The sequence below is a fragment of the Vibrio sp. QJM3NY_15 genome (assembly GCF_057785995.1).
Genome location: NZ_CM173517.1, coordinates 3,561,000 through 3,585,168 on the forward strand (window position 1 = coordinate 3,561,000; position 24,169 = coordinate 3,585,168).

Annotated in this window: 19 protein-coding genes, 5 tRNA genes, 3 rRNA genes and 1 riboswitch; of the genes, 5 read left to right on the top strand and 22 right to left on the bottom strand. The window is 46.1% G+C overall.

Annotated elements, in window-relative coordinates:
• The first annotated feature begins 1 nt into the window (after position 1).
• Complete coding sequence (locus AC3CKG_RS16055; RefSeq protein ID WP_016787601.1) at positions 2–460, top strand: DoxX family protein; 459 nt, start codon at positions 2–4, stop codon at positions 458–460.
• 68 nt (positions 461–528) lie between these two features.
• On the opposite strand, the gene tsrA is transcribed toward AC3CKG_RS16055, so the two are convergent.
• Both tsrA and AC3CKG_RS16065 read right to left on the bottom strand, forming a co-directional pair.
• On the bottom strand, positions 529–810 hold the full coding sequence (gene tsrA / locus AC3CKG_RS16060) for an H-NS-like global regulator TsrA (protein ID WP_016787602.1): 282 nt from the start codon (positions 808–810) through the stop codon (positions 529–531).
• Positions 811–912: 102 nt separating this feature from the next.
• Positions 913–2,112: a multidrug effflux MFS transporter gene (locus AC3CKG_RS16065; protein ID WP_488528574.1), complete on the bottom strand. Its 1,200-nt coding sequence runs from the start codon at positions 2,110–2,112 to the stop codon at positions 913–915.
• Positions 2,113–2,213: 101 nt separating this feature from the next.
• Here AC3CKG_RS16065 and AC3CKG_RS16070 point away from each other — a divergent pair, with 101 nt between their 5' ends.
• Positions 2,214–3,155, top strand: a complete 942-nt coding sequence (locus AC3CKG_RS16070; RefSeq protein ID WP_012605070.1) for a LysR family transcriptional regulator — start codon at positions 2,214–2,216, stop codon at positions 3,153–3,155.
• 122 nt (positions 3,156–3,277) lie between these two features.
• Positions 3,278–5,068 carry an aminopeptidase P family protein gene (locus AC3CKG_RS16075; protein ID WP_488528575.1) on the top strand — a complete coding sequence of 597 codons (1,791 nt, stop codon included), beginning with the start codon at positions 3,278–3,280 and terminating at the stop codon, positions 5,066–5,068.
• Positions 5,069–5,219: 151 nt separating this feature from the next.
• On the opposite strand, the gene thiH is transcribed toward AC3CKG_RS16075, so the two are convergent.
• From thiH to AC3CKG_RS16155, 16 genes are all read right to left on the bottom strand, one after another.
• Positions 5,220–6,347, bottom strand: a complete 1,128-nt coding sequence (gene thiH, locus AC3CKG_RS16080; RefSeq protein WP_488528576.1) for a 2-iminoacetate synthase ThiH — start codon at positions 6,345–6,347, stop codon at positions 5,220–5,222.
• 7 nt (positions 6,348–6,354) lie between these two features.
• Complete coding sequence (locus tag AC3CKG_RS16085) at positions 6,355–7,119, bottom strand: thiazole synthase (protein WP_488528577.1); 765 nt, start codon at positions 7,117–7,119, stop codon at positions 6,355–6,357.
• 2 nt (positions 7,120–7,121) lie between these two features.
• On the bottom strand, positions 7,122–7,331 hold the full coding sequence (thiS, locus tag AC3CKG_RS16090; RefSeq protein WP_016789613.1) for a sulfur carrier protein ThiS: 210 nt from the start codon (positions 7,329–7,331) through the stop codon (positions 7,122–7,124).
• Entirely contained in the window at positions 7,328–8,110 is a 783-nt protein-coding gene (locus AC3CKG_RS16095; protein ID WP_488528578.1) for a HesA/MoeB/ThiF family protein, read from the bottom strand. The genes thiS and AC3CKG_RS16095 overlap by 4 nt, the downstream gene beginning before the upstream one ends.
• Positions 8,103–9,392: a thiamine phosphate synthase gene (locus tag AC3CKG_RS16100; protein WP_488528579.1), complete on the bottom strand. Its 1,290-nt coding sequence runs from the start codon at positions 9,390–9,392 to the stop codon at positions 8,103–8,105. Before AC3CKG_RS16100 ends, AC3CKG_RS16095 begins: the two co-directional genes overlap by 8 nt.
• Positions 9,392–11,341 carry a phosphomethylpyrimidine synthase ThiC gene (gene thiC, locus AC3CKG_RS16105; protein WP_488528580.1) on the bottom strand — a complete coding sequence of 650 codons (1,950 nt, stop codon included), beginning with the start codon at positions 11,339–11,341 and terminating at the stop codon, positions 9,392–9,394. Before thiC ends, AC3CKG_RS16100 begins: the two co-directional genes overlap by 1 nt.
• A 129-nt stretch (positions 11,342–11,470) precedes the next feature.
• A riboswitch (TPP riboswitch) is annotated at positions 11,471–11,569 on the bottom strand.
• A 62-nt stretch (positions 11,570–11,631) separates the two neighbouring features.
• The gene (gene crcB / locus AC3CKG_RS16110; RefSeq protein WP_004736665.1) at positions 11,632–12,015 is read right to left on the bottom strand and encodes a fluoride efflux transporter CrcB; all 384 of its coding nucleotides are present in this window, start codon (positions 12,013–12,015) and stop codon (positions 11,632–11,634) included.
• A gap of 100 nt (positions 12,016–12,115) precedes the next feature.
• Positions 12,116–13,498 (bottom strand): multicopper oxidase family protein, encoded by a 1,383-nt coding sequence (locus tag AC3CKG_RS16115; protein ID WP_488528581.1) that lies wholly within the window; start codon positions 13,496–13,498, stop codon positions 12,116–12,118.
• Positions 13,499–14,026: 528 nt separating this feature from the next.
• Positions 14,027–14,103, bottom strand: a tRNA-Trp gene (locus AC3CKG_RS16120).
• A 60-nt stretch (positions 14,104–14,163) separates the two neighbouring features.
• A tRNA-Asp gene (locus AC3CKG_RS16125) sits at positions 14,164–14,240 on the bottom strand.
• 67 nt (positions 14,241–14,307) lie between these two features.
• Positions 14,308–14,423: ribosomal RNA gene (rrf, locus tag AC3CKG_RS16130) — 5S ribosomal RNA — on the bottom strand.
• A 91-nt stretch (positions 14,424–14,514) separates the two neighbouring features.
• Positions 14,515–17,408 (bottom strand): 23S ribosomal RNA (locus tag AC3CKG_RS16135).
• A gap of 367 nt (positions 17,409–17,775) precedes the next feature.
• A tRNA-Val gene (locus tag AC3CKG_RS16140) sits at positions 17,776–17,851 on the bottom strand.
• A 32-nt stretch (positions 17,852–17,883) separates the two neighbouring features.
• A tRNA-Lys gene (locus AC3CKG_RS16145) sits at positions 17,884–17,959 on the bottom strand.
• A gap of 2 nt (positions 17,960–17,961) precedes the next feature.
• Positions 17,962–18,037: transfer RNA gene (locus AC3CKG_RS16150), tRNA-Glu, on the bottom strand.
• A gap of 90 nt (positions 18,038–18,127) precedes the next feature.
• Positions 18,128–19,682, bottom strand: a 16S ribosomal RNA gene (locus tag AC3CKG_RS16155).
• Together the 16S, 23S and 5S rRNA genes with 5 tRNA genes alongside form the textbook arrangement of a ribosomal RNA operon.
• A gap of 573 nt (positions 19,683–20,255) precedes the next feature.
• On the opposite strand from AC3CKG_RS16155, the gene AC3CKG_RS16160 reads away from it, so the two are divergent.
• Positions 20,256–20,801 (top strand): gamma carbonic anhydrase family protein, encoded by a 546-nt coding sequence (locus AC3CKG_RS16160; protein WP_488528582.1) that lies wholly within the window; start codon positions 20,256–20,258, stop codon positions 20,799–20,801.
• Here AC3CKG_RS16160 and AC3CKG_RS16165 read toward each other — a convergent pair.
• The 4 genes from AC3CKG_RS16165 to tsaC form a co-directional block, all read right to left on the bottom strand.
• Positions 20,798–21,067: a DUF1488 family protein gene (locus AC3CKG_RS16165; protein WP_139685456.1), complete on the bottom strand. Its 270-nt coding sequence runs from the start codon at positions 21,065–21,067 to the stop codon at positions 20,798–20,800. The genes AC3CKG_RS16160 and AC3CKG_RS16165 overlap by 4 nt on opposite strands.
• Positions 21,068–21,084: 17 nt before the next feature.
• Positions 21,085–21,915 carry a shikimate dehydrogenase gene (gene aroE, locus AC3CKG_RS16170; RefSeq protein WP_479264497.1) on the bottom strand — a complete coding sequence of 277 codons (831 nt, stop codon included), beginning with the start codon at positions 21,913–21,915 and terminating at the stop codon, positions 21,085–21,087.
• A gap of 77 nt (positions 21,916–21,992) precedes the next feature.
• Positions 21,993–22,910, bottom strand: coding sequence for an oxygen-dependent coproporphyrinogen oxidase (gene hemF / locus AC3CKG_RS16175; protein WP_488528583.1), 918 nt, complete (start codon positions 22,908–22,910; stop codon positions 21,993–21,995).
• 19 nt (positions 22,911–22,929) lie between these two features.
• Positions 22,930–23,487, bottom strand: a complete 558-nt coding sequence (tsaC, locus tag AC3CKG_RS16180; protein WP_029222950.1) for an L-threonylcarbamoyladenylate synthase type 1 TsaC — start codon at positions 23,485–23,487, stop codon at positions 22,930–22,932.
• A gap of 195 nt (positions 23,488–23,682) precedes the next feature.
• Here tsaC and purE point away from each other — a divergent pair, with 195 nt between their 5' ends.
• Positions 23,683–24,168 (top strand): 5-(carboxyamino)imidazole ribonucleotide mutase, encoded by a 486-nt coding sequence (gene purE, locus AC3CKG_RS16185; RefSeq protein WP_004735777.1) that lies wholly within the window; start codon positions 23,683–23,685, stop codon positions 24,166–24,168.
• Position 24,169: the final 1 nt, after the last annotated feature.

Here is a 24,169-nt window from a genome sequence, read left to right on the forward strand (position 1 = left end):
TATGGATAACAACACAGTCACGAACATGATGGCTCAATACGACAATTTGATTGAGAAATCACAGGCACTTTTTGTTCCAGTGCTTCTGCTATTTTGTCGCCTTTGGGTGGCATGGGTATTCTTTAATTCTGGGCTGACTAAAATAGCAACTTGGGATAGCACTCTGTACTTGTTTGAATTGGAATACCAAGTCCCACTGTTACCTTGGGAGTTAGCGGCCTATATGGGTACTGCCGCTGAATTGATTCTGCCAGTATTCTTAGCACTTGGTTTATTAACACGACCTATGGCTGCAGCACTATTCGTTTTCAATATCATGGCCGTCGTGTCATACCCTGTATTGTGGGCGCAAGGCTTCTACGATCATCAGCTTTGGGGATTAATGATTCTTATCGTCGTTGTATGGGGCGCAGGACCATTTTCATTGGATAGAATCTTGAAGAAGCAATTCAGCAACTAGTCCTCATCGCAAATCCAAAAACGCAAAAAACCACTCAAATGAGTGGTTTCTTTTTAACTGGTGAAAAACTACTTGCTCAGAAAAGCTTGTAATTCCTCAGCTGAAATACCTTGCTCTGCCAGCTCTTTTGCTAGTAGCTGAACTTGTTCACCTTTACGAGATTCAACCACGCGTTGAAATTGGTAAATGATATCTCGCAAAGTGTCGATTGGAACTTGTTTTGCCGCACTGCGAATACGCTCTTCACTTTGGTTTCCTAGCTCTTTAAGCAATTTACCAAACATGACCTTTTCAGGTGCATCTTCCATTTGTTCTAAGATGCGCGCCATTTCGTAGGTTGTTAATGACATTACAGTATTTTCCGTTGGGGACTAACGTTTCAATGAGTGACAAATATACCATGTTTTAACGTTTCGCAAACCGCCATTTGTATATTTTGTCACCCTTGAGACTTATGCCTTAGCAAACGTCGTGTGCCACGACTTACCTGCTTTGCTCGCAAGTACTAACAATGCAGGAACAATAAGGAACATTTGCAGGGCAATCATCACTTGCGATGTTAAATCAAGGCGCTGCATGGTACCAACCAGTAACCCTGAACCACTCATTTGGAACAAACCAAGCAACGCAGCTGCGGTACCCGCACGGTCACCGAAAGGTTCAAGTGCCTTACCGGCTGCAGCACCAAGAATCCAAGCAAAACCAACTGAAGACAAGAAGATTGGCAGCATGAATGCGATCGCACTAGCATGGTCAGCAAGTACCAACATAATGACGCCAGCCAGACCCAATGTTGAGATGCCTACAACTAACGCCTTATATGTACCAAAACGGTCCATGAACTTCGGAGCAGTGAATGCAGCCGTGATGTTGATAACCGCGTTAATACCAAACCAGAAGGTAAATTCGTTCATCGTCAAACCTAGGTTTTCCATCAACACAACAGGTGCAGAGGTAACGTAAGCAAGGATTACTGCCATTGCCATCAAGCACAATGTCGCATGGAAGATGAATGATGGTGTTTTCAATACCGACCAGTAACGCTCAAGTTTGAACACCGCGACCTTTTCTGTCGCTGGATTAGACTCTTTCATTTGGAAAAACAAAATTGTGCCAACCACGACAGCGAACACAGCCATGAAGCTGAAGTTCGAGCGCCAGCCAAACTGTTGAGTCAACCACGCACCCAGAATCGGTGCTAATGCAGGAATAAAGCAAATTGCACCATTGAGGTAACTGATCATACGGCCACTCTTCTCAGGGCCAAATAGATCGCGAACCGTCGCAAAGGCTGCTACAGAAGTCGCACAAGCTCCTAAGCCTTGTAGCAGCCGAGCTATTAGCATCATATCAATCGATTGAGCTGCCCACGCCAAGCAAGCACTCAATGCATAGATACTAACACCTCCCAATGCAACGGTTCGACGTCCTAGCTTATCAGCCAAAGGGCCTGCAAATAATTGCCCGACACCCATGGCGAATAAAAACCAAGTAATCGTATCTTGTGCTAGTGCGTGTTCCACGTGAAACGCTGTTGAAATTTGTGGCAGAGCTGGAAGATAAATATCTATAGCCAGAGGGCTAAATAGAACCAGCATTGCCAATAAAGCAACCTGCAGTTTACTAGGGATTGGAAGCGCGTTAGAAGGCACAAGATTCTCCGAATGAGTTAATTTAGGTGCATAATAACCAACTAAAGATATGAACAAAAATGGCATATACTCATTAGCATTATTCCAAATAGGAAACTCACATGAATATCGAGAAACTATCACGCCTCGACCTCAATCTATTGGTTTGCTTACAGGTGCTGATGGAAGAGCTGAGTGTCACTCGCACCGCACACCGATTATGCTTGAGCCAATCAGCCGTGAGTAAGTCGCTAGCCAAGCTTCGTGAACAATTTAATGACCCTCTTTTTACGCGAAGTGCTCATGGCCTACGACCAACACCGAAAGCTGTTTTCCTTAAGCCTCGGTTAGAAACGTTGATCAACCAACTTGATGTTCTCACTCAGCCTGAGACATTCATTCCCAACAACAGCGACCACAGTTTTCATATTGCTGCCGTTGAGAGTGTTTACCCGCTGATTCTTCCGCACTTCTTACCGGCAATATTTCGACAAGCACCTAAGGTCAATATCAACACCCATGCTTGGACAGAACAAACCTTTAAGAAACTGCAACTTGGTGAACTAGATATCGGACTCACTGGCAAAGACATCGACATCAACGATGCGCGTTTAACTATGCTGCCGCCAGACGACATTTGCGAACAAGAGATCTACCGCGACGCACAGATGTGTGTGCTAAGACGCAACCACCCTGCTCTGAGTGGTAAATGGGATCTGGAAACCTACCTTGCGCAGCGTCATGTACAAGTAAGGTGTGATGGTAACGACCGCTGGCTGCTCGACTACAAACTGGCTGATCTTGGCCATCAACGTGATATCGCTATTTCTGTTCCAGACTTCAATAGCGCTGCAAGCCTGTGTACTTACACCGACTTTGTGTTTACCGCACCAAGCCACTTTACTTACCTCGTCGCTAAGCAACTCGACTTAGTGGTTGTTCCTCTACCAATGGAATTCCCACCGATGGCATACACTCTGTTTTGGCACCGTGATAGAGAAAATGACCCAGCCTTAACTTGGTTACGAGATATCATCAAAGAAAAAACTCTGCACCTTAGATAAAAATGGCGTACAGCGTTTGCAGCAAACGAACAAAAGCGCTAGCTTATTGACCTAATAAGTCCCCTCGCATGTACATCGACTGTGAGTGTTAACAAGGACCCTAACAATAAGGATAAACACAGATGCACAATATCACTGCTGAACGCGTTGCTGCGGTTCGAGCTTGGCTTGAAACAAACAACGTAGATGCCGTTATCATTCCACATGAAGACGAATATCTAGGTGAATACGTTCCCGCTCATAACGAGCGACTTCACTGGTTAACAGGTTTTACCGGCTCTGCAGGTGCCGCTGTTATCACTCGTGATACTGCTGCTATTTTTGTTGATGGTCGCTACACCGTTCAGGTTCGTAAGCAGGTACCAGCAGAGTTATTTGAGTATCGCCACCTTATTGAAGAACCGGCTTTAGATTGGATCATCAATTCATTGCCACAAGGCAGTAAGGTTGCATTCGACCCACGCATGCACACCGCCGCTTGGTTGAAAGGCGCACAAGTAAAACTAACGGAGAAAGTTGAGCTAACAACGTTATCAGCAAACCCGATTGATAAGCTTTGGTCTGACCGTCCTGAGCCTGTTGTATCTGATGTTCGCCTAATGGCAACAGATGCCGTTGGTCAATCAAGTGAAAGCAAACGTGCGGAGATTGCTGGCTTACTAAAAGCAAAAGGTGCGGACGCCGCTATCCTTACCGAGCTTGACTCAATCTGTTGGTTGCTTAACATTCGTGGTTTAGACGTATCTCGCCTACCTGTTGTACTGTCTAATGCAATCATTCACGCTGATGAAAGCGTCGATTTCTTCCTAGACCCAGCACGCATCCCAGCAGGCTTTGAAGCACACGTTGGTAATGGTATTCGCGTTTCTCACCCATCAGAGCTTGAAGCGCGCCTTCAATCTTTAACAGGCAAAAATGTATCTGTCGATTCAGGTACCAGTAATGCTTGGTACACGTTGGTTCTACAAAATGCTGGTGCTCATATCATTGAAGCAGCAGACCCATGCTTAATGCCAAAAGCTGCTAAGAACGCAACTGAAATTGCGGGCATGAAAGCGTGTCACATTCGAGATGGCGTGGCGATGGCGAAATTCCTGTCTTGGATTGATGCAGAAGTCGCACAAGGTAACCTACACAACGAAGCGGTATTAGCTGACAAAGTACAATCGTTCCGTGAGCAAGACCCAACGCTGATGGACTTAAGTTTTGACACAATTTCAGCAGCAGGTGGCAACGCTGCAATGTGTCACTACAACCACGAGAACCAACCTGAACCTGGTCAGCTAGAACTGAATACTTTGTACCTAGTCGATTCAGGCGGTCAGTACTTAGATGGCACAACCGACATCACTCGTACTATCGCGATTGGCCAGCCAAGCGACGAAATGATCCAGCAGTTCACATTAGCGCTTAAAGGCCACATTGGCATTGCACGTGCGCGTTTCCCACAAGGCACTCGTGGTTTCCAACTGGATATCCTAGCGCGTCAACATCTTTGGGCAGAAGGCTTCGATTACGATCATGGTACTGGTCACGGTGTTGGTCACTTCCTAAGTGTTCATGAAGGTCCGCAAAGCATCTCTAAGAAGCTTATCGACGTACCTCTTGTTGAAGGCATGGTGTTATCAAACGAGCCGGGTTACTACCGTGCTGATGAGTTTGGTATCCGCATCGAAAACCTAGAACTGGTTGTTGAACTGCCAACTCAAGGTGATTTCTCAGTACTAACGTTTGAGTCGCTAACACGTTGCCCTATCGATAAGCGCAACATCAATGTTGATTTGCTAACACGACCTGAATTGGCGTGGCTGAACGACTACCATCAGAAGGTATGGAACGATGTTAGCCCATTAGTTGAAGGTGATACATTGGAATGGTTACGCCAATCGACAACTCCATTGGCTCACGCTTAATGCTTCGCTAAACGCTTAACTGACCCAAAACGAGCTTGCTCGGTTAATAAGTTAAATAGCAAATAGCAAAACGGCTACCCAAAGGTAGCCGTTTTTATTTGCCTGTATCATTACATCGATGTTTCACGTGGAACATCGAGCAATATGTTGCTTAACCAGAATAGGCACTGTGCCAGTCTCGCCACACTGGATCGAAACCTCGCTGACGAATCATTGACTCGACATCAGCAGCAGTTCTCTCGTCACTGATCTCAAACTGCTCAAGTTCTTCTTCACCGGAAGCATAACCACCAGGCTGGGTTTTAGAAGCCGCCGACATACTCGTGATACCCAATGGCAACACATTGTCGCGGAAGGTTGCAGACTCACGAGTAGATAGAGATAGCTCGACTTCAGGATTCAAGAGTCGATATGCGCAGATAAGCTGAACCAACTGTTTATCGTTCATGACTGATTTAGGCTGTAATCCTCCACTAGAGTCTCCACCCTCACACGGGCGAAGACGCGGGAATGAAATTGAATAGCGAGTCTGCCAATAAGTGCGCTCTAGGTAATCTAAGTGAGCAGCAACAAAAAAGCAGTCGGTTCGCCAATCTTCCAAACCTATCAAGGCACCAATACCTATCTTATCAATTCCCGCCTTTGCCAAGCGATCGGGGGTTTCAAGACGATATTCAAAATCCATTTTATTGCCACGTAGATGATGCTCAGCATAGGTCCTTGGCTGATAAGTCTCTTGGTAAACCATCACCGCATCTAAACCGAGCGTTTTAAGTTCTGCGTAATCTTGTTGATCAAGCGGCTGCACTTCCATTGCAAGGTAGTTGAATTGCTTTTTGATATTCGGCAACACCTGTCGAAAGTAATTCATCCCGACCTTAGTTTCGTGTTCACCGGTGACCAACAAAACGCTATCGAACTTCATCTTTTTGATAGCCGCACTTTCGGCATCAATCTCATCCAAAGTAAGCGTGCGGCGCTTGATACGGTTCTCCATTGAAAAACCACAATACGTACATGCGTTAGCGCACAGGTTAGACAGGTACAAAGGAATATAAAGCGACATCGTATTGCCAAATCGCTTACGAGTTAGCGCCAACGATTGTTGTGCCATCTGCTCTAAGTAAGGTTCTGCCGCCGGAGAGATCAGAGCCTTAAAGTCTTCTAAGTCGCGTTTGGGTTTACTCAGAGCACGTTCAACATCCGCTGCCGTTTTACTGAAGATAGACATACCAATGTCATCCCAGTTGAGCTGTTTAAATTGATCAACAAACGTCATAGCAATACTACTCGTCTAGGAATGAAGTTAACGGGCTCGAAGCAACCGCGTGAGATACTTTTCCTGCAAGTCCAGCAAGGTAAGCCATTCGACCCGCCTCAACCGCCAGCTTAAAAGCAATCGCCATCTCAACAGGCTGTTGAGATGCAGCTATAGCCGTATTCACTAACACAGCGTCTGCGCCCATTTCCATTGCACGAGCAGCATGAGATGGCGCACCAATCCCCGCATCAACAATCACAGGGACATTCGCTTGGTCGATAATGATCTCTAAGAAATCTGCAGACGCAATACCCTTATTTGAACCAATCGGCGCACCTAACGGCATAACCGCAGCACAACCCACCTCTTCCAAGCGCTTACACAATACTGGGTCGGCATGGCAGTAAGGCAACACAACAAAGCCATCTTTAACCAGTTGCTCAGCGGCTTTAAGCGTTTCAATTGGGTCTGGCATCAAGTACTTTGGATCTGGGTGAATTTCCAGTTTGAGCCAATTTGTGCCTAGCGCTTCACGAGCCAAATGCGCAGCAAAGATGGCGTCTTTTGCATTCTTAGCACCTGATGTATTCGGTAGTAAGTTCACGCCAGCATCAATGATGGGTTGTAAAATGTCGTCTTGCTCAGAGCGAATATCAACCCTCTTCAACGCCATGGTTGCCAGTTGAGAACCGGAAGCTTCGATAGCACTCGCCATCAAGTACTTATTGGCGAACTTACCCGTTCCAGTGAAGAGTCGAGATTGAAACGTTTTATCTGCGATAGTTAGCATGGTTAGCCTCCTGCAATGGCTTGGAAAAGAGAAATAGCGTCGCCTTCATTAACGACCGTTTGTTGCCACTGACTACGCGGGACAACCGCATTATTGATTGCAAATACACAACCTAGATCAGGTAATGATAGAGCTTGGATAATGTCCGCTAGAGACGAAGAGTACGCTACCTGTTCTGGTTGCTCGTTTATCGAGATCGTTATATGGCTCATTGGATTTCTTCTTCTAAATGCTTAACTACAGACGCACTGCACACAGGACATTCACTATCTTGAGTGACCATAAGGTTTTGCCAATTCATCGTCTGGCCATCGAACAGTTTAAGTTGGTGTGTTGCGACCTGAAACTCACCACGAGTTAGACGTTGAATAGCAGCCAAAGCTTGAAGGTTACCTATGGTGCCAACAACTGGGCCTATGATGCCGCTATCGCTACAACGCGTCGTTTGTGGATGCTGTTTGAACGGGAACAAGCAGTGATAGCACCCTTTCTGATTCTGATAATCAAATACAATAAACTGGCCTTTCCAGCCAATTGCAGAACCAGAAATCAAAGGAGTCTTCGTGCTGAAACATGCTTGGTTAACCTGCTGGCGTGACTCGAAGTTGTCAGTACAATCCAACACTAAGTCAGCTAGCATCACTTCAAGCTCAAGCTGACTTTCACTCATTCGTTGATTGATGGTTCTTACTTGGCTGCGACCATTGAGCTCACTCAGTTGTTGCTTCAACGCTTCAACCTTAAGCGAACCTAACTGAATTTCCCTGAACGCGACCTGTCGTTGCAGGTTCGATGAATCGACACAATCATCATCAACCAGCACGATCTTTCCAACACCAGAAGCAGCTAGATAAAGAGCCGCGGCATTACCTAAGCCACCACAACCAATCAACAACACATGACTATTTAGTAAGTTGCGTTGCCCTTGCTCACCCACTTCAGGTAACGCAATTTGTCGTTGATAACGAATGAATTCAAAGTCACTAAGCATAGCTAGGCTCCTGCATAACCTCTTCCTTAAGAGTTGGAGATTTAGGTGCCATCAGTTTTTCGAAAAATTCGATCACTTTCTGTGGGTCTTCCGCCAATGTAATCGCACGTACCACCGCCAAGCTCGATACCCCACACTCCCACACCTGCTCAGCTGTCGATTGGTCAATACCGCCAATAGCAACCGTCGGATAACCGATGAGTTGTTCTGTGTATGGGATAGTATCAATCAGCTGTTGGTACAGAGATAAACGAACTAAACCCTGAGGTTTCGATGGCATCTGTTTAGTTGTTGTTGGGAAGATATGCCCTAGCGCAATGTAGCTTGGGTTGATTTGAACAATGCGTAGCAACTCGTAATAGCCATGAGTCGAGAGACCGATCTTAATACCTGCTTGGCTCAACTGTGAGAGATTTGATTCTTCAATATCCTCTTGCCCCAAATGAACACCAAACGCGTCATGCTTGAGTGCAAGCTGCCAATAATCATTGATAAAAACCTGAGCGTTATGCTCTCGACCAAGCTCGATTGATCGAGCAACTTGTTGTTCTAAGTCCGCTTGCTGAGGGTTTTTAATACGTAGTTGAACAGTGTTAATTCCAAGCTTGAGCAACCTTTCGATCCACTCAACATCATCAACCACAGGATATAGCCCTAGGCTACTCTTGCTCAATTCAGGGAACGAAAGTGATGTTCCTTGGTGCGCCCAACCAACACTAATATCCAGTCGCTCATCTTCCAAAACTGGAATTGGAAAGTTTTGGTAATGTGCTGGCCATGTTCCACGTGAAACATTGGACGATGCGCGAGCTAAAACCAATGCGTCCTCTAATGGGAATTCCAGAGCCAACAAAGTAAGTAACCAAGCAAAGTGGCCGCGATTATCTAATTCCTGATGAGCTGTAGTGTCACTCTTGATAGCACGATTAGCATCCCGGTGTGACCAGATATCCAGTACAGTTGAATCATCTGAGACACCGACATAGATGGTATTCGGAGTTTGTATAAAGGCATCACAAACGTCAGTTAGCGCGACTGAATTACTGTAATCAACAACATGGTTCAGTTCCGCCAACTGACACTTCGCCAATGAATCAACATCATGAGCGAAGCCAATAGATAACGCATGCTGAGTGTCAACGATAGAGAAGTATTGAGTTGGGCTTACACCCAACTCAACTGCATCGATTGCCAAGCCTTGTCGCTTAGCAACCAATAGACAGTTCTGCACCTCTCCCGTTAACTCAATATTTTGAGATGGGATGAGTATCTTCACTGTCATTATTCCTCTAATTGAGCTTCTTTTGCAGCTACTGCAGGGTGGTAAAGTTCAGAGCCAGTATCACGGAACTCTTGTGATTTCTGACGCATCCCTTCCAACGGGTTATCTAGCATCTTAATCTCGATAGCCTGATCCGCGGCTACTTGTTCGGTATCTTTCGCATACTCTCTGACTTCCTGAGAGATCTTCATCGAGCAGAATTTAGGTCCACACATTGAGCAGAAGTGAGCAACCTTACCGGATTCTTGTGGCAGAGTTTCATCATGGAAAGAACGTGCTGTTTCAGGGTCTAAAGCTAGATTAAATTGGTCTTCCCAACGGAATTCAAAACGTGCTTTAGATAATGCATTATCTCGGATTTGTGCGCCCGGGTGCCCTTTCGCAAGGTCAGCAGCGTGTGCAGCAAGCTTGTATGTAATCAGGCCGGTCTTCACATCTTCTTTATTTGGTAGACCTAAATGCTCTTTAGGCGTGACATAACAGAGCATCGCACAGCCGTACCAACCAATCATGGCCGCGCCAATACCAGAGGTAATATGGTCGTAACCAGGGGCAATATCTGTCGTCAATGGGCCTAAAGTATAGAAAGGCGCTTCATGGCAGTGTTCTAACTGCTCATCCATGTTCTCTTTGATTAGGTGCATTGGCACATGTCCTGGGCCTTCAATGATCACCTGCACGTCGTATTCCCAAGCTACCTTAGTCAACTCACCTAAAGTACGTAACTCCGAGAATTGAGCCTCATCATTAGCATCTGCAATAGAACCCGGGCGTAGGCCATCACCCAATGACAGGGCAACATCGTACTTCGCACAGATCTCGCAGATCTCGCGGAAGTGAGTATAAAGGAAGCTCTCTTGGTGATGTGCAAGACACCATTTCGCGATAATAGATCCACCACGAGAGACAATACCTGTCAAACGTTTAGCCGTCATCGGAACGTAGCGAAGCAACAAACCTGCGTGGATAGTGAAGTAATCAACACCCTGCTCTGCTTGTTCAATCAAGGTATCGCGCATCACTTCCCAATTAAGGTCTTCCGCAACGCCATTCACTTTTTCAAGGGCTTGATACATAGGAACCGTACCAATTGGTACAGGGCTATTACGTAAAATCCATTCGCGAGTCTCGTGGATATTACGGCCAGTGGAAAGGTCCATTACGGTGTCGCCGCCCCAACGAGTTGACCATACTAGCTTCTCAACTTCTTCTTCAATCGAAGAGCTTACTGAAGAGTTACCAATATTAGCGTTCACCTTCACTAAGAAGTTTCGACCAATAATCATCGGTTCTGATTCTGGGTGGTTGATGTTTGAAGGGATGATAGCTCGACCTTCAGCAACCTCTTTACGCACAAACTCAGGAGTAATTTCTTTCGGCAGGTTTGCGCCAAAGTTATGACCAGGATGTTGGTGGTTCAACTGCTCATCAGCAAACTTCTGACGTCCCATGTTCTCACGTATAGCAATGTACTCCATCTCAGGAGTGATAATCCCCTGACGAGCATAGTGCAGCTGAGTAACACATTGATTGCCAGTCGCGCGACGAATTCTAGGTAGGTTGCCGTAACGAAGGTCGTCTAGAGTTTCATCTTCTAAACGTTCTTTAGTGTAAACAGAGCTTACATCGTCTAACAGTTCCGTATCACCACGCTCATCAATCCATTGCTCACGCAACTTAGGAAGGCCGCTATACAGGTCTATTTGATGTGTGGGGTCAGTGTAAACACCTGAGGTATCGTAAACTTGAATGGGTACATTAGGTTCGAATACAGGCTCTTTTTTGGTACCACCGACAAGGCTATCAGCGAGTGATATTTCTCGTACAGGGACTTGAATATCTTCTCGAGATCCTTGGATGTAAGCTTTTTTTGAATTTGGATAAGGTTGTACGGATAAAGAATCGATGAAATTCTTCGCTTCCAGTCTTGCTTGTTTACGACTCGACATAGCATTTTTCCTTGGCTTTTAGCCATTATTTATAGGGATAAAAATGCTTGACGGATTAGATGCTACAAGAGGGATCACGGTAAGAAATACAGTTGTGATCTGGAGATAGATCTCTAGAAGGATTCTAGTTAGATATCTACTCTTGTTCCCTTCGCAGGTATTAGCCTGATCAGGTTCAACGGATCCCGAGTTAACGGTCTCAGCCATATGGCACTCCGACAAGTTCGATCGAGTATATAAAAACGGCTTAGATAAACCAAGCCGAGTTGTTAACAAATCGTAAGAAAGTTTTAAGACTTTATCAAAAGTTGGAAGCCGATCCATGCTGCTGAGATGCTGAGAACCACGTTGAGTAACACATTGAGTCCCATCTTAAAGAAAGCACCCTGCTGCATAAGAAGCACGTTATCCATCGAAAATGTAGAAAATGTAGTCAGTGCTCCAAGGAAGCCAAGACCGATAATTTGTCTCCATGGTTCTGTCGCAACCATCTCATTCTCAAACGCTGCGATGAGTAAGCCCATAATTAAAGAGCCAATCACGTTAACAGTTAGCGTACCATAAGGAAAACCACGCCCTAGCATCACCACACATAACTCTGAAATCAAATAGCGCGAACAAGCACCAAATGCGCCACCAATGGCAATAAAACCTAAAATAGATAACTGACCCATGAATCCTCCCAAACAATAATCCCTATATTCTAGCTTTAACGCCGATAAAAGCGAGGGTAGAAACTAAGAATGCATGCGCAAATATTAAACGTTACAGGTGTCACTTAACTTCGATATATCCCATTAAACCCGTTTTCATGTGTTCTATAACATGACAGTGATACATCCAACGTCCTGGGTTGTCCGCAACAAATGCGGCTTTCGCTCGACCGTTTTTTCCAAGTAGCACGGTATCGGTGTGGAAAGGTTCTTCAATTTTTTTACCATCACGTTCCAATACAGTGAATGTATGACCATGAATATGAATCGGGTGATGATATTGAGTGACGTTCTTAAGATCGAATATGTAAGTCTTACCTAGATCTAAAGTCGCCAACGGCTCAGGGATATTGTCTTTGCTCATCCCCTCCCACGCTCGTTTATTAGTAAGCCAAAATTTAGGCATCGATTTACCATCTTTAGATACAGGTGAAACTGCACCCTCCCACTCGAACACGAAATCGATCTCTTCAGCATTAGCAAGATCTAGGTTAGGTACTGGATTCAATGGTAATAATGGCAACACTCGCTCTTGAGTAAATGCTGAATCTACGACTTCAAATTCACACAAAGAAAATGGGAAACGCCCCTTCATTTGGAGAACGTTAATTCGCTCACCAGCTTTAGGAGCGATCAGTCCGATATCAACACGCATACCCGGACCAATTTTATGTTGAGTCAGTTTATAAGGCGTTTTCACAGGGTTACCATCAATGGCAATCACCCATGCATCAGCCCCTTCGATAGCGATAGGATAAGTGATCGTATTATCGACATTGGCAATCCGCAGTCGAGTCGTTGCGTGCTGCTTTAATTGGTATACGGGTTCATGAACTCCATTAACACTACTCCACTCACCAGGAGTGCCCATACGAGCACTGAGTCGTGGAATCATTAAGTCTTTCCATTGACCTTGCTTGTCGATATGCCAATGTTTAAGCATCAATGCGTGTTCTTCGTCAAATTGCACGGGAGTGCTTTCTTCTACGATAATAAGACCAACCAACCCCATCCCAAGTTGTTTAACGCTATTCATATGTGGGTGATACCAAAATGTGCCGGCATCTGGCGGCGTAAACTCATAAATGAATGTTTCACCTGGCATGATTGGTGGCTGACTTAAAAAGGGAACTCCATCCATTTCGATAGGAATTCTTAAGCCATGCCAATGAATAGTCGTCGGCTCTGATAGCTTATTCGTAAAACGAATTGTGACCTTTTCACCCTGTCGACATCGAATCGTCGGAGCTGGAATCTGTCCATTAAAGGCTAAAACATTGGTATCAAATCCCGCGACTAACTCAGCCATTGAAGGTTCAGCAGTTAAGTCATAGACATACTTACCTTGCCCACCAACAGACTGCTTCATAGAACAAGCGGGCAAAACAGTTAGTGCGGATATAGCGAGAGATGATTGAATAAACTTACGACGGGAAATATCCATATTTGTTGCCTTTTAGTAATAACGACCAAAATGTAACAAAATATTGAGAATAATTCTCATAAAGAAGTGGGGATTGTGCTGTTGGTTGTTTATAAAAGAGGCAGGGATAAGTGAGCACTTACCTTTCTAAGGCCAAATATCATCCAAGGCAAGAAGTGACAGCTTAAATATCACACATATAGAAAGCCAAAAGACCTCTATCTTCGACTCGATCTTCAAACTATTACGGAAGCGTTAAGGTTCGAATATCAACATATCCAAATAGGAAAAATTGGGTAAAAGCATTATGAGTCGGCGCTCAAAGTATTCCACCGGGATGACGTTCCATCTCCCAATATTGCTTCGAAGAAGCAACAGGCGTAAAAAAGCCCCAACATTTCTGCTGAGGCTTTGTATATAGAAGGGTTGGAGGTTTAGACTCCCAACATGCGCTGTTTTGGTAAGTCGGGGAATCCGCTGCTCTGCTAATCGCATATATTAGATTCAGAAAGCAAAAAGGCTCTAGCATTTCTGCTAGAGCCTTAAATATGGCAGGGGTGGAGAGATTCGAACTCCCAACACGCGGATTTGGAATCCGCTGCTCTGCCAATTGGAGCTACACCCCTAAAACTTTTTACTACTTCAGATTCGAAAAAACCTCGCACTAGGCGAGGTTATCGAATAAGTGGCGGAGTGGACGGGACTCGAACCCGCGACCCCCGGCGTGACAGGCCGGTATTCTAACCAACTGAACTACCACTCCGCAGTGGTCAACTCACTAAGTGAGCGTCCATATCTCCAGGTCGGTCAACCTAAAGATTTAATTTAAAGCCTGGCGATGTCCTACTCTCACATGGGGAAACCCCACACTACCATCGGCGCTATTGTGTTTCACTTCTGAGTTCGGCATGGAATCAGGTGGGTCCACAATGCTATGGTCGCCAAGCAAATTTTAAAATTCGGAAAACTGATTTAAAAGTCTCTTTCAAACTCATTCAAGGTCTGTCTTTGAGTCCACAAAACCCCTTGGGTGTTGTATGGTTAAGCCTCACGGGCAATTAGTACAGGTTAGCTCAATGCCTCGCAGCACTTACACACCCTGCCTATCAACGTCGTAGTCTACGACAACCCTTTAGGACACTTATAGTGCCAGGGAAAACTCATCTCAAGGCTCGCTTCCCGCTTAGATGCTTTCAGCGGTTATCGATTCCGAACTTAGCTACCGGGCAATGCCATTGGCATGACAACCCGAACACCAGAGGTTCGTCCACTCCGGTCCTCTCGTACTAGGAGCAGCCCCTTTCAATTTTCCAACGCCCACGGCAGATAGGGACCGAACTGTCTCACGACGTTCTAAACCCAGCTCGCGTACCACTTTAAATGGCGAACAGCCATACCCTTGGGACCGACTTCAGCCCCAGGATGTGATGAGCCGACATCGAGGTGCCAAACACCGCCGTCGATATGAACTCTTGGGCGGTATCAGCCTGTTATCCCCGGAGTACCTTTTATCCGTTGAGCGATGGCCCTTCCATTCAGAACCACCGGATCACTATGACCTGCTTTCGCACCTGCTCGAATTGTCATTCTCGCAGTCAAGCGGGCTTATGCCATTGCACTAACCACACGATGTCCAACCGTGTTTAGCCCACCTTCGTGCTCCTCCGTTACTCTTTGGGAGGAGACCGCCCCAGTCAAACTACCCACCAGGCACTGTCCGTAATCCCGATTCAGGGACCAACGTTAGAACATCAAAACTACAAGGGTGGTATTTCAAGGACGACTCCACCACATCTAGCGACGCGGTTTCATAGTCTCCCACCTATCCTACACATGTAGGTTCAATGTTCAGTGCCAAGCTGTAGTAAAGGTTCACGGGGTCTTTCCGTCTAGCCGCGGGTACACTGCATCTTCACAGCGATTTCAATTTCACTGAGTCTCGGGTGGAGACAGCGTGGCCATCATTACGCCATTCGTGCAGGTCGGAACTTACCCGACAAGGAATTTCGCTACCTTAGGACCGTTATAGTTACGGCCGCCGTTTACCGGGGCTTCGATCAAGAGCTTCGACCGAAGTCTAACCCCATCAATTAACCTTCCGGCACCGGGCAGGCGTCACACCGTATACGTCATCTTACGATTTTGCACAGTGCTGTGTTTTTAATAAACAGTTGCAGCCACCTGGTATCTGCGACTCTCGTCTGCTCCATCCGCAAGGGACTTCACTGATAAGAGCGTACCTTCTCCCGAAGTTACGGTACCATTTTGCCTAGTTCCTTCACCCGAGTTCTCTCAAGCGCCTTGGTATTCTCTACCCGACCACCTGTGTCGGTTTGGGGTACGATTCCTTACAATCTGAAGCTTAGAGGCTTTTCCTGGAAGCATGGCATCAATGACTTCACTACCGTAGTAGCTCGACATCGTATCTCAGCGTTAATGAAAGTCCGGATTTACCTAAACTTTCCGCCTACGTACTTGAACCTGGACAACCGTCGCCAGGCCCACCTAGCCTTCTCCGTCCCCCCATCGCAATTGTAAGAAGTACGGGAATATTAACCCGTTTCCCATCGACTACGCCTTTCGGCCTCGCCTTAGGAGTCGACTTACCCTGCCCCGATTAACGTTGGACAGGAACCCTTGGTCTTCCGGCGAGGGAGTTTTTCACTCCCTTTATCGTTACTCATGTCAGCATTCGCACTTCTGATACCTCCAGCAGCCCTTACAGACCACCTTCAACGGCTTACAGAACGCTCCCCTACCCCACATACCCTAAGGTACGTAGCCGCAGCTTCGGTGTATAGCTTAGCCCCGTTACATCTTCCGCGCAGGCCGACTCGACCAGTGAGCTATTACGCTTTCTTTAAATGATGGCTGCTTCTAAGCCAACATCCTGGCTGTCTGAGCCTTCCCACATCGTTTCCCACTTAGCTATACTTTGGGACCTTAGCTGGCGGTCTGGGTTGTTTCCCTCTCCACGACGGACGTTAGCACCCGCCGTGTGTCTCCCGGATAGTACTTACTGGTATTCGGAGTTTGCAAAGGGTTGGTAAGTCGGGATGACCCCCTAGCCTTAACAGTGCTCTACCCCCAGTAGTATTCGTCCGAGGCGCTACCTAAATAGCTTTCGGGGAGAACCAGCTATCTCCAGGTTTGATTGGCCTTTCACCCCTAGCCACAAGTCATCCGCTAATTTTTCAACATTAGTCGGTTCGGTCCTCCAGTTGATGTTACTCAACCTTCAACCTGCCCATGGCTAGATCACCTGGTTTCGGGTCTAATCCTAGCAACTGTACGCCCAGTTAAGACTCGGTTTCCCTACGGCTCCCCTAAACGGTTAACCTTGCTACTAAAATTAAGTCGCTGACCCATTATACAAAAGGTACGCAGTCACACCACGAAGGTGCTCCTACTGCTTGTACGTACACGGTTTCAGGTTCTATTTCACTCCCCTCACAGGGGTTCTTTTCGCCTTTCCCTCACGGTACTGGTTCACTATCGGTCAGTCAGTAGTATTTAGCCTTGGAGGATGGTCCCCCCATATTCAGACAGGATATCACGTGTCCCGCCCTACTCGATTTCACTGATTATGATGTGTCGGTTACGGGGCTATCACCCTTTATTGCGAGACTTTCCAGACTCTTCACCTGCATCATTAAAAGCTTAAGGGCTAATCCAATTTCGCTCGCCGCTACTTTCGGAATCTCGGTTGATTTCTCTTCCTCGGGGTACTTAGATGTTTCAGTTCCCCCGGTTTGCCTCCTGTTGCTATGTATTCACAACAGGATACGTGCTTGTGCACGTGGGTTTCCCCATTCAGAAATCCCAGACTCAAAAGGTTATTACTACCTAATCTGGGCTTATCGCAAGTTATTACGTCTTTCATCGCCTCTGACTGCCAAGGCATCCACCGTGTACGCTTAGTCACTTAACCATACAACCCGAAAGGGTCTTAGTGTATGGCAACTAACCAAGGTTTTTGGTTGTCATCAAGAAGGGTTAATTCTTGATGACTGTTTGCCGGACTCAATTGTGAATCAAACTAACGTTTGATTCGAATACAAGACACTTGAATGTGTTTGTTGTGTTTATCAATAAAGATAAACATTGAGAACTTTTAAATTTGATTGAATTACTCGTAAGTAATCAATCAGTCAGCTTTCCAAATTGTTAAAGAGCATGAGACTTTAAGAACCAGTGTTCTAAAATTCACATTTTCTAAAGACTCTCAGGGTCAAACACACCAACCAACGACAAAAGAAGTGGTTTGGATATGACTATAACCAAGAATATTTAGAGAATGGTGGGCGATACCGGGCTCGAACCAGTGACCCCCTGCTTGTAAGGCAGGTGCTCTCCCAACTGAGCTAATCGCCCACGATAGTTTTAATTCCTTCGCGGAGAAAGAATGGTGGGTCGTGCAGGATTCGAACCTGCGACCAATTGATTAAAAGTCAACTGCTCTACCAACTGAGCTAACGACCCAATGGTATCCCGTAGGGGAGTCGAACCCCTGTTACCGCCGTGAAAGGGCGGTGTCCTAGGCCTCTAGACGAACGGGACACTGGATATTGAAGAACTTGGGAGTTCTTCGTCTCTTTACTTTTCTAAACCTAATCAATCTGTGTGGACACTCATCGTGGTATCTTCGTATAAGGAGGTGATCCAGCCCCAGGTTCCCCTAGGGCTACCTTGTTACGACTTCACCCCAGTCATGAACCACAAAGTGGTGAGCGTCCTCCCCGAAAGGTTAAACTACCCACTTCTTTTGCAGCCCACTCCCATGGTGTGACGGGCGGTGTGTACAAGGCCCGGGAACGTATTCACCGTGACATTCTGATTCACGATTACTAGCGATTCCGACTTCATGGAGTCGAGTTGCAGACTCCAATCCGGACTACGACGCACTTTTTGGGATTCGCTCACTATCGCTAGCTTGCTGCCCTCTGTATGCGCCATTGTAGCACGTGTGTAGCCCTACTCGTAAGGGCCATGATGACTTGACGTCGTCCCCACCTTCCTCCGGTTTATCACCGGCAGTCTCCCTGGAGTTCCCGACATTACTCGCTGGCAAACAAGGATAAGGGTTGCGCTCGTTGCGGGACTTAACCCAACATTTCACAACACGAGCTGACGACAGCCATGCAGCACCTGTCTCAGAGCTCCCGAAGGCACACCTGCGTCTCCGCTGGCTTCTCTGGATGTCAAGAGTAGGTAAGGTTCTTCGCGTTGCATCGAATTAAACCACATGCTCCACCGCTTGTGCGGGCCCCCGTCAATTCATTTGAGTTTTAATCTTGCGACCGTACTCCCCAGGCGGTCTACTTAACGCGTTAGCTCCGAAAGCCACGGCTCAAGGCCACAACCTCCAAGTAGACATCGTTTACGGCGTGGACTACCAGGGTATCTAATCCTGTTTGCTCCCCACGCTTTCGCATCTGAGTGTCAGTGTCTGTCCAGGGGGCCGCCTTCGCCACTGGTATTCCTTCAGATCTCTACGCATTTCACCGCTACACCTGAAATTCTACCCCCCTCTACAGCACTCTAGTTCACCAGTTTCAAATGCAGTTCCGAGGTTGAGCCCCGGGCTTTCACATCTGACTTAATGAACCACCTGCATGCGCTTTACGCCCAGTAATTCCGATTAACGCTCGCACCCTCCGTATTACCGCGGCTGCTGGCACGGAGTTAGCCGGTGCTTCTTCTGTTGCTAACGTCAAGATGCGCAGCTATTAACTACACACCCTTCCTCACAACTGAAAGTACTTTACAACCCGAAGGCCTTCTTCATACACGCGGCATGGCTGCATCAGGCTTTCGCCCATTGTGCAATATTCCCCACTGCTGCCTCCCGTAGGAGTCTGGACCGTGTCTCAGTTCCAGTGTGGCTGATCATCCTCTCAGACCAGCTAGGGATCGTCGCCTTGGTGAGCCATTACCTCACCAACTAGCTAATCCCACCTAGGCATATCTTGACGCGAGAGGCCCGAAGGTCCCCCTCTTTGGCCCGTAGGCATTATGCGGTATTAGCCATCGTTTCCAATGGTTATCCCCCACATCAAGGCAATTTCCTAGGCATTACTCACCCGTCCGCCGCTCGACGCCCATTAAATCCTCCGAAGAATCAATAATGTCGTTTCCGCTCGACTTGCATGTGTTAGGCCTGCCGCCAGCGTTCAATCTGAGCCATGATCAAACTCTTCAATTTAAGATTTTGTGACTCAACGAATACTGACTTCAAAACTAATATTCATTCGAAAATGAACATGTAATTCTAAAGCTATTACCATTCCAACAGAATGGTAATGAATTGACTGTGCCGAATAACTACAAGTAGTTAAACGTATTGGTCACTCAGTTCATTGAAATCAATTTTGATTCCGAAGAATCTGTTTTATCTAACGATAAAACGTTTTGATATTCATCAACGAGTGCCCACACAGATTGATAGGTTTAAATTGTTAAAGAGCTTTTCCTTTTTGAGCTTCGCTCAAATCGGACGGCCATTTTAGCGATTTAAGTTTTAGTGTCAACCACTATTTTCAAAACTTTTTTCAAGCGCTTAGCTTGGCTAATTTGACCTGCTGATTCGTTTTGGTTTCTTACGAAGCCTTCCCGTTTCAACGAGGTCGCATTATAGAGATTTCGATCACACTGGCAAGCCCTTTTTGAAGTTTTTCTTACTTTTTTGATTGTTCGAGCGTTTTTTGTTCAAAACACCCCATTTTCACTAGTATTCCCCTTAATTAAGGGCTTAAGGTGCCTATATAAAGGAGGATTTATGAGTTCAATACGCAGTTATAAAGGAATATCCCCTCAGATTGGACAAGGTGTCTATATAGATACAAGTTCTGTACTGGTTGGTGATATCAAAATCGGTGACGACTCTAGTGTGTGGCCTTTAGTTGCAGCTCGAGGAGATGTGAACCACATTCATATTGGAGATAGAACGAATATCCAAGACGGCAGCGTTTTGCACGTCACCCATAAGAATGCAGAAAACCCAGAGGGTTATCCTCTACTAATAGGTAATGATGTCACTATCGGGCATAAAGTAATGCTGCATGGCTGCACCATTGAAGATCGTGTACTTGTTGGTATGGGAGCTATCGTGCTCGATGGCGTGGTTATTAAAGAAGATGTGATGATTGGTGCTGGTAGCTTGGTTCCGCCTAATAAGGTACTTGAAAGCGGTTATCTATATGTCGGAAGTCCAGTAAAACAAGCACGCCCATTAAATGATAAAGAGCGTGCCTTTTTACAGAAGTCAGCTGACAACTATGTTCAGAATAAAAACGACTATCTAAACTCTGTGCTGCCAGTCTAAAGCACTTTGATCTGAATCCGATTAGAGGAGTCATACTCCTCTTCTTCTATTAACTCTTCAGCTAGCTCTTCAATATCAAAACGTAACTCTGAAAAGATAACTAAAGCTTGATCGCCTTCTTCTATATCTTTACCTGCCAATCGAGACAGCTCTTCAATAGACATAACACACTCAATCAGTGCGCCAGACTGCTGTGCTGGGAAGATGATTGATTGATTTTCTTCATCCCAATCTTGGATATCAGGAAATAGAATTGATTGATTCATTTTTTATAAATACCTCATTACATCTCTAGGTTTTTACGTAGTTCTCTTAAAATCTGTTTTGTTCCCGGACGAAGGCCACGCCAAAGCATGAAGCTCTCAGCGGCCTGTCCTACCAACATACCCAAACCATCATAAGCAGCATGAACACCATTATCTAATGCCCACTGATTGAATACCGTGTTGCCCGATCCGTAAACCATGTCATAAACGGCACTATTCGAATTGAAGATAATCTCAGAAACTTCAGGAAGCTGACCACTTAGGCCAGACGAAGTCGAATTAATGATGACATCAAACCCTTCATTAACATCGCTTAACCCCATTCCTTTGATGTTTCCATGTGAAGAAAACATCTCGGCCAGAAGTTCAGCCTTTGAACTGGTTCGATTAGCGACTACCAACTGTTGTGGCTTTTGGTCGAGAAGAGGTTGAATCACTCCTCGAGCAGCACCACCAGCGCCAAGCAGAAGAACGCGAGCCCCTTCGAGCATAACTTGATGTTGAAGAAGGTCTTGAACTAAACCCTCACCATCGGTGTTATCACCAATGATCTCTCCATCATCAAGCTTCTTAAGTGTGTTTACAGCACCTGCTAGTTCAGCTCTTTCAGTCAGGCGATTAGCGAACTGATAAGCATCTTCTTTAAATGGCGCTGTGACATTACACCCTCTACCACCTTCACTAAAAAAAGCTTGAGCAGCAATGATGAATTCACCTTGTTCTGGCTGGAGAGCTGTATAGGTAAGTTGTTGGCTGGTTTGGCGAGCAAATAATGTGTGAATGAATGGCGATTTGCTTTGCCCAATAGGATTACCGAAAACGGCATAACGATCTACTTGCTGTGTCATATCCTTACCTAACAGAAATAATAAAAAGGGTCATCTATATAGATGACCCTATCACTATCCCTATAAGGAAGGAAGAACTACCAAACTCGAGGTTTGAGGTAGTCACTATAAAGCAGAGCTTCTGGTGAGCCTGCTTGTGGTTCATAGCGATATTCCCAACGAGCCAACGGCGGCATAGACATCAATATAGACTCTGTGCGCCCACCGCTTTGCAGACCAAACAGGGTACCACGGTCGTAAACTAGGTTAAATTCAACATAGCGACCACGACGATAAAGTTGGAAGTCACGCTCGCGCTCACCGTAAGACGTCTCTTTACGTCGTTCTACAATTGGTAGATAGGCGGCTGTAAAGCCTTCACCGACAGCCTGCATATAAGCAAAGCTCTTATCGAAACCCCACTCATTCAGATCATCAAAGAACAGACCACCAACACCGCGTGTTTCGTCTCGGTGAGGTAGATAGAAATACTTATCACACCACTCTTTGTGTTCTTGGTAAACGTCCTCACCAAATGGTGCGCACAGATCTTTAGCGGTTTGATGCCAAGATTGGCAATCTTCATCGACAGGATAGAATGGTGTTAAATCAAAACCACCACCGAACCACCAAATCGGGTCTTCCCCTTCTTTTTCCGCAATAAAGAATCGAACGTTCGCGTGCGAGGTTGGGATGTATGGGTTTTTAGGGTGGATAACTAATGAAACGCCCATCGCTTCAAACTTACGTCCCGCTAATTCAGGACGGTGAGCGGTTGCTGAAGCTGGCATCGCCTTACCTGCTACGTGAGAGAAGTTAACCCCACCTTGCTCAAAGACCGCACCGTTGGTCATCACGCGAGTTCGACCACCGCCACCTAAGCGATCGCCAGGTTCGCGCTGCCATGCATCTTCTTCAAACAGTGCAGTACCATCAGCTTGCTCAAGCTGTTGGCAAATCGAATCTTGTAGGCTCAGTAAAAACTGCTTTACTGCTTCTTTATCAATTGCTGACATCTTTCTTCCTCTGCAGGGTTTAACCCTGTCTTAATATTTTCGACGTTTTTGCATCTCTAATTTCGCTTGGCTTCTCACGACCACCCGTTTGACCTTCGAGAATAGCCACCAAATGTTGACCCAGTTGCTGTTGAACTTCTTCAGTCGTCATACAAGGTGGTTCACCTGTCAGGTTAGCACTGGTCGAGGTTAACGGCTTACCGAATTCATTACACATTCTTTGAACCAAAGGGTGATCCGTCACGCGTACCGCGATCGAATCAAATTGACCGCTTACCCAGTCAGTAACTTTACTGCTGGTTGGCATAATCCAAGTGACCGGGCCTGGCCATGTCGCTTTAACCGTCGCTAATTGGTCATCGGTTAGTTGGCTTTCGTCAATATAAGGCAACAACTGCTCGTAACTTGCAGCAATTAGGATCAACCCTTTTTCCATCGGTCGTTGTTTTAAGTCGAGCAGTTTCTTAATGGCTTGTGGATTATCGGGATCACAACCGACCCCAAAAACGCCTTCTGTCGGGTAAGCAATGACTTCACCTTGTTGTAATGCCTGCAAAGTATGTTGAAAGTTATCCAAGGGTTGCCTCATTAATTCTGTTATCGAACTCGCTAAGTGTACAAATTATCATTCACTGTGACTAAAGCTATTTGTTTATAAAATGTATCAATTAACAACTTAGACTGACGCAAACGTTTTCCTTAAGCAATTTTACCCGTATAATGCGCGCAAAATATCTAATCACTAATTAAATCGTACCTGAAGGAGTTTGAGATGACTGTCGGTATTATCATGGGTTCTAAATCTGATTGGCCAACAATGAAGCTAGCTGCAGAAATGTTGGATCAGTTTGGCGTGGCGTACGAAACAAAAGTGGTTTCTGCTCACCGCACACCTCAGTTGCTTGCTGACTACGCAACCAGTGCGAAAGAGCGCGGTATTAAAGTGATTATTGCTGGTGCTGGCGGTGCTGCGCATCTTCCGGGCATGGCTGCAGCTTTCACAAGCGTACCTGTTTTAGGTGTTCCTGTTCAGTCTAAAGCACTGAAAGGCATGGACTCACTGCTTTCTATCGTACAAATGCCAAAAGGTATCGCGGTAGGTACTCTGGCTATCGGTGAAGCTGGCGCAGCCAATGCAGGCATCCTAGCCGCTCAAATCATTGGTACACACAATGAAGAAGTGATGGCGAAAGTAGAAGCGTTCCGCTCTGAGCAAACAGAAACGGTTCTTGCTAATCCAAACCCTGCAGAGGACTAAT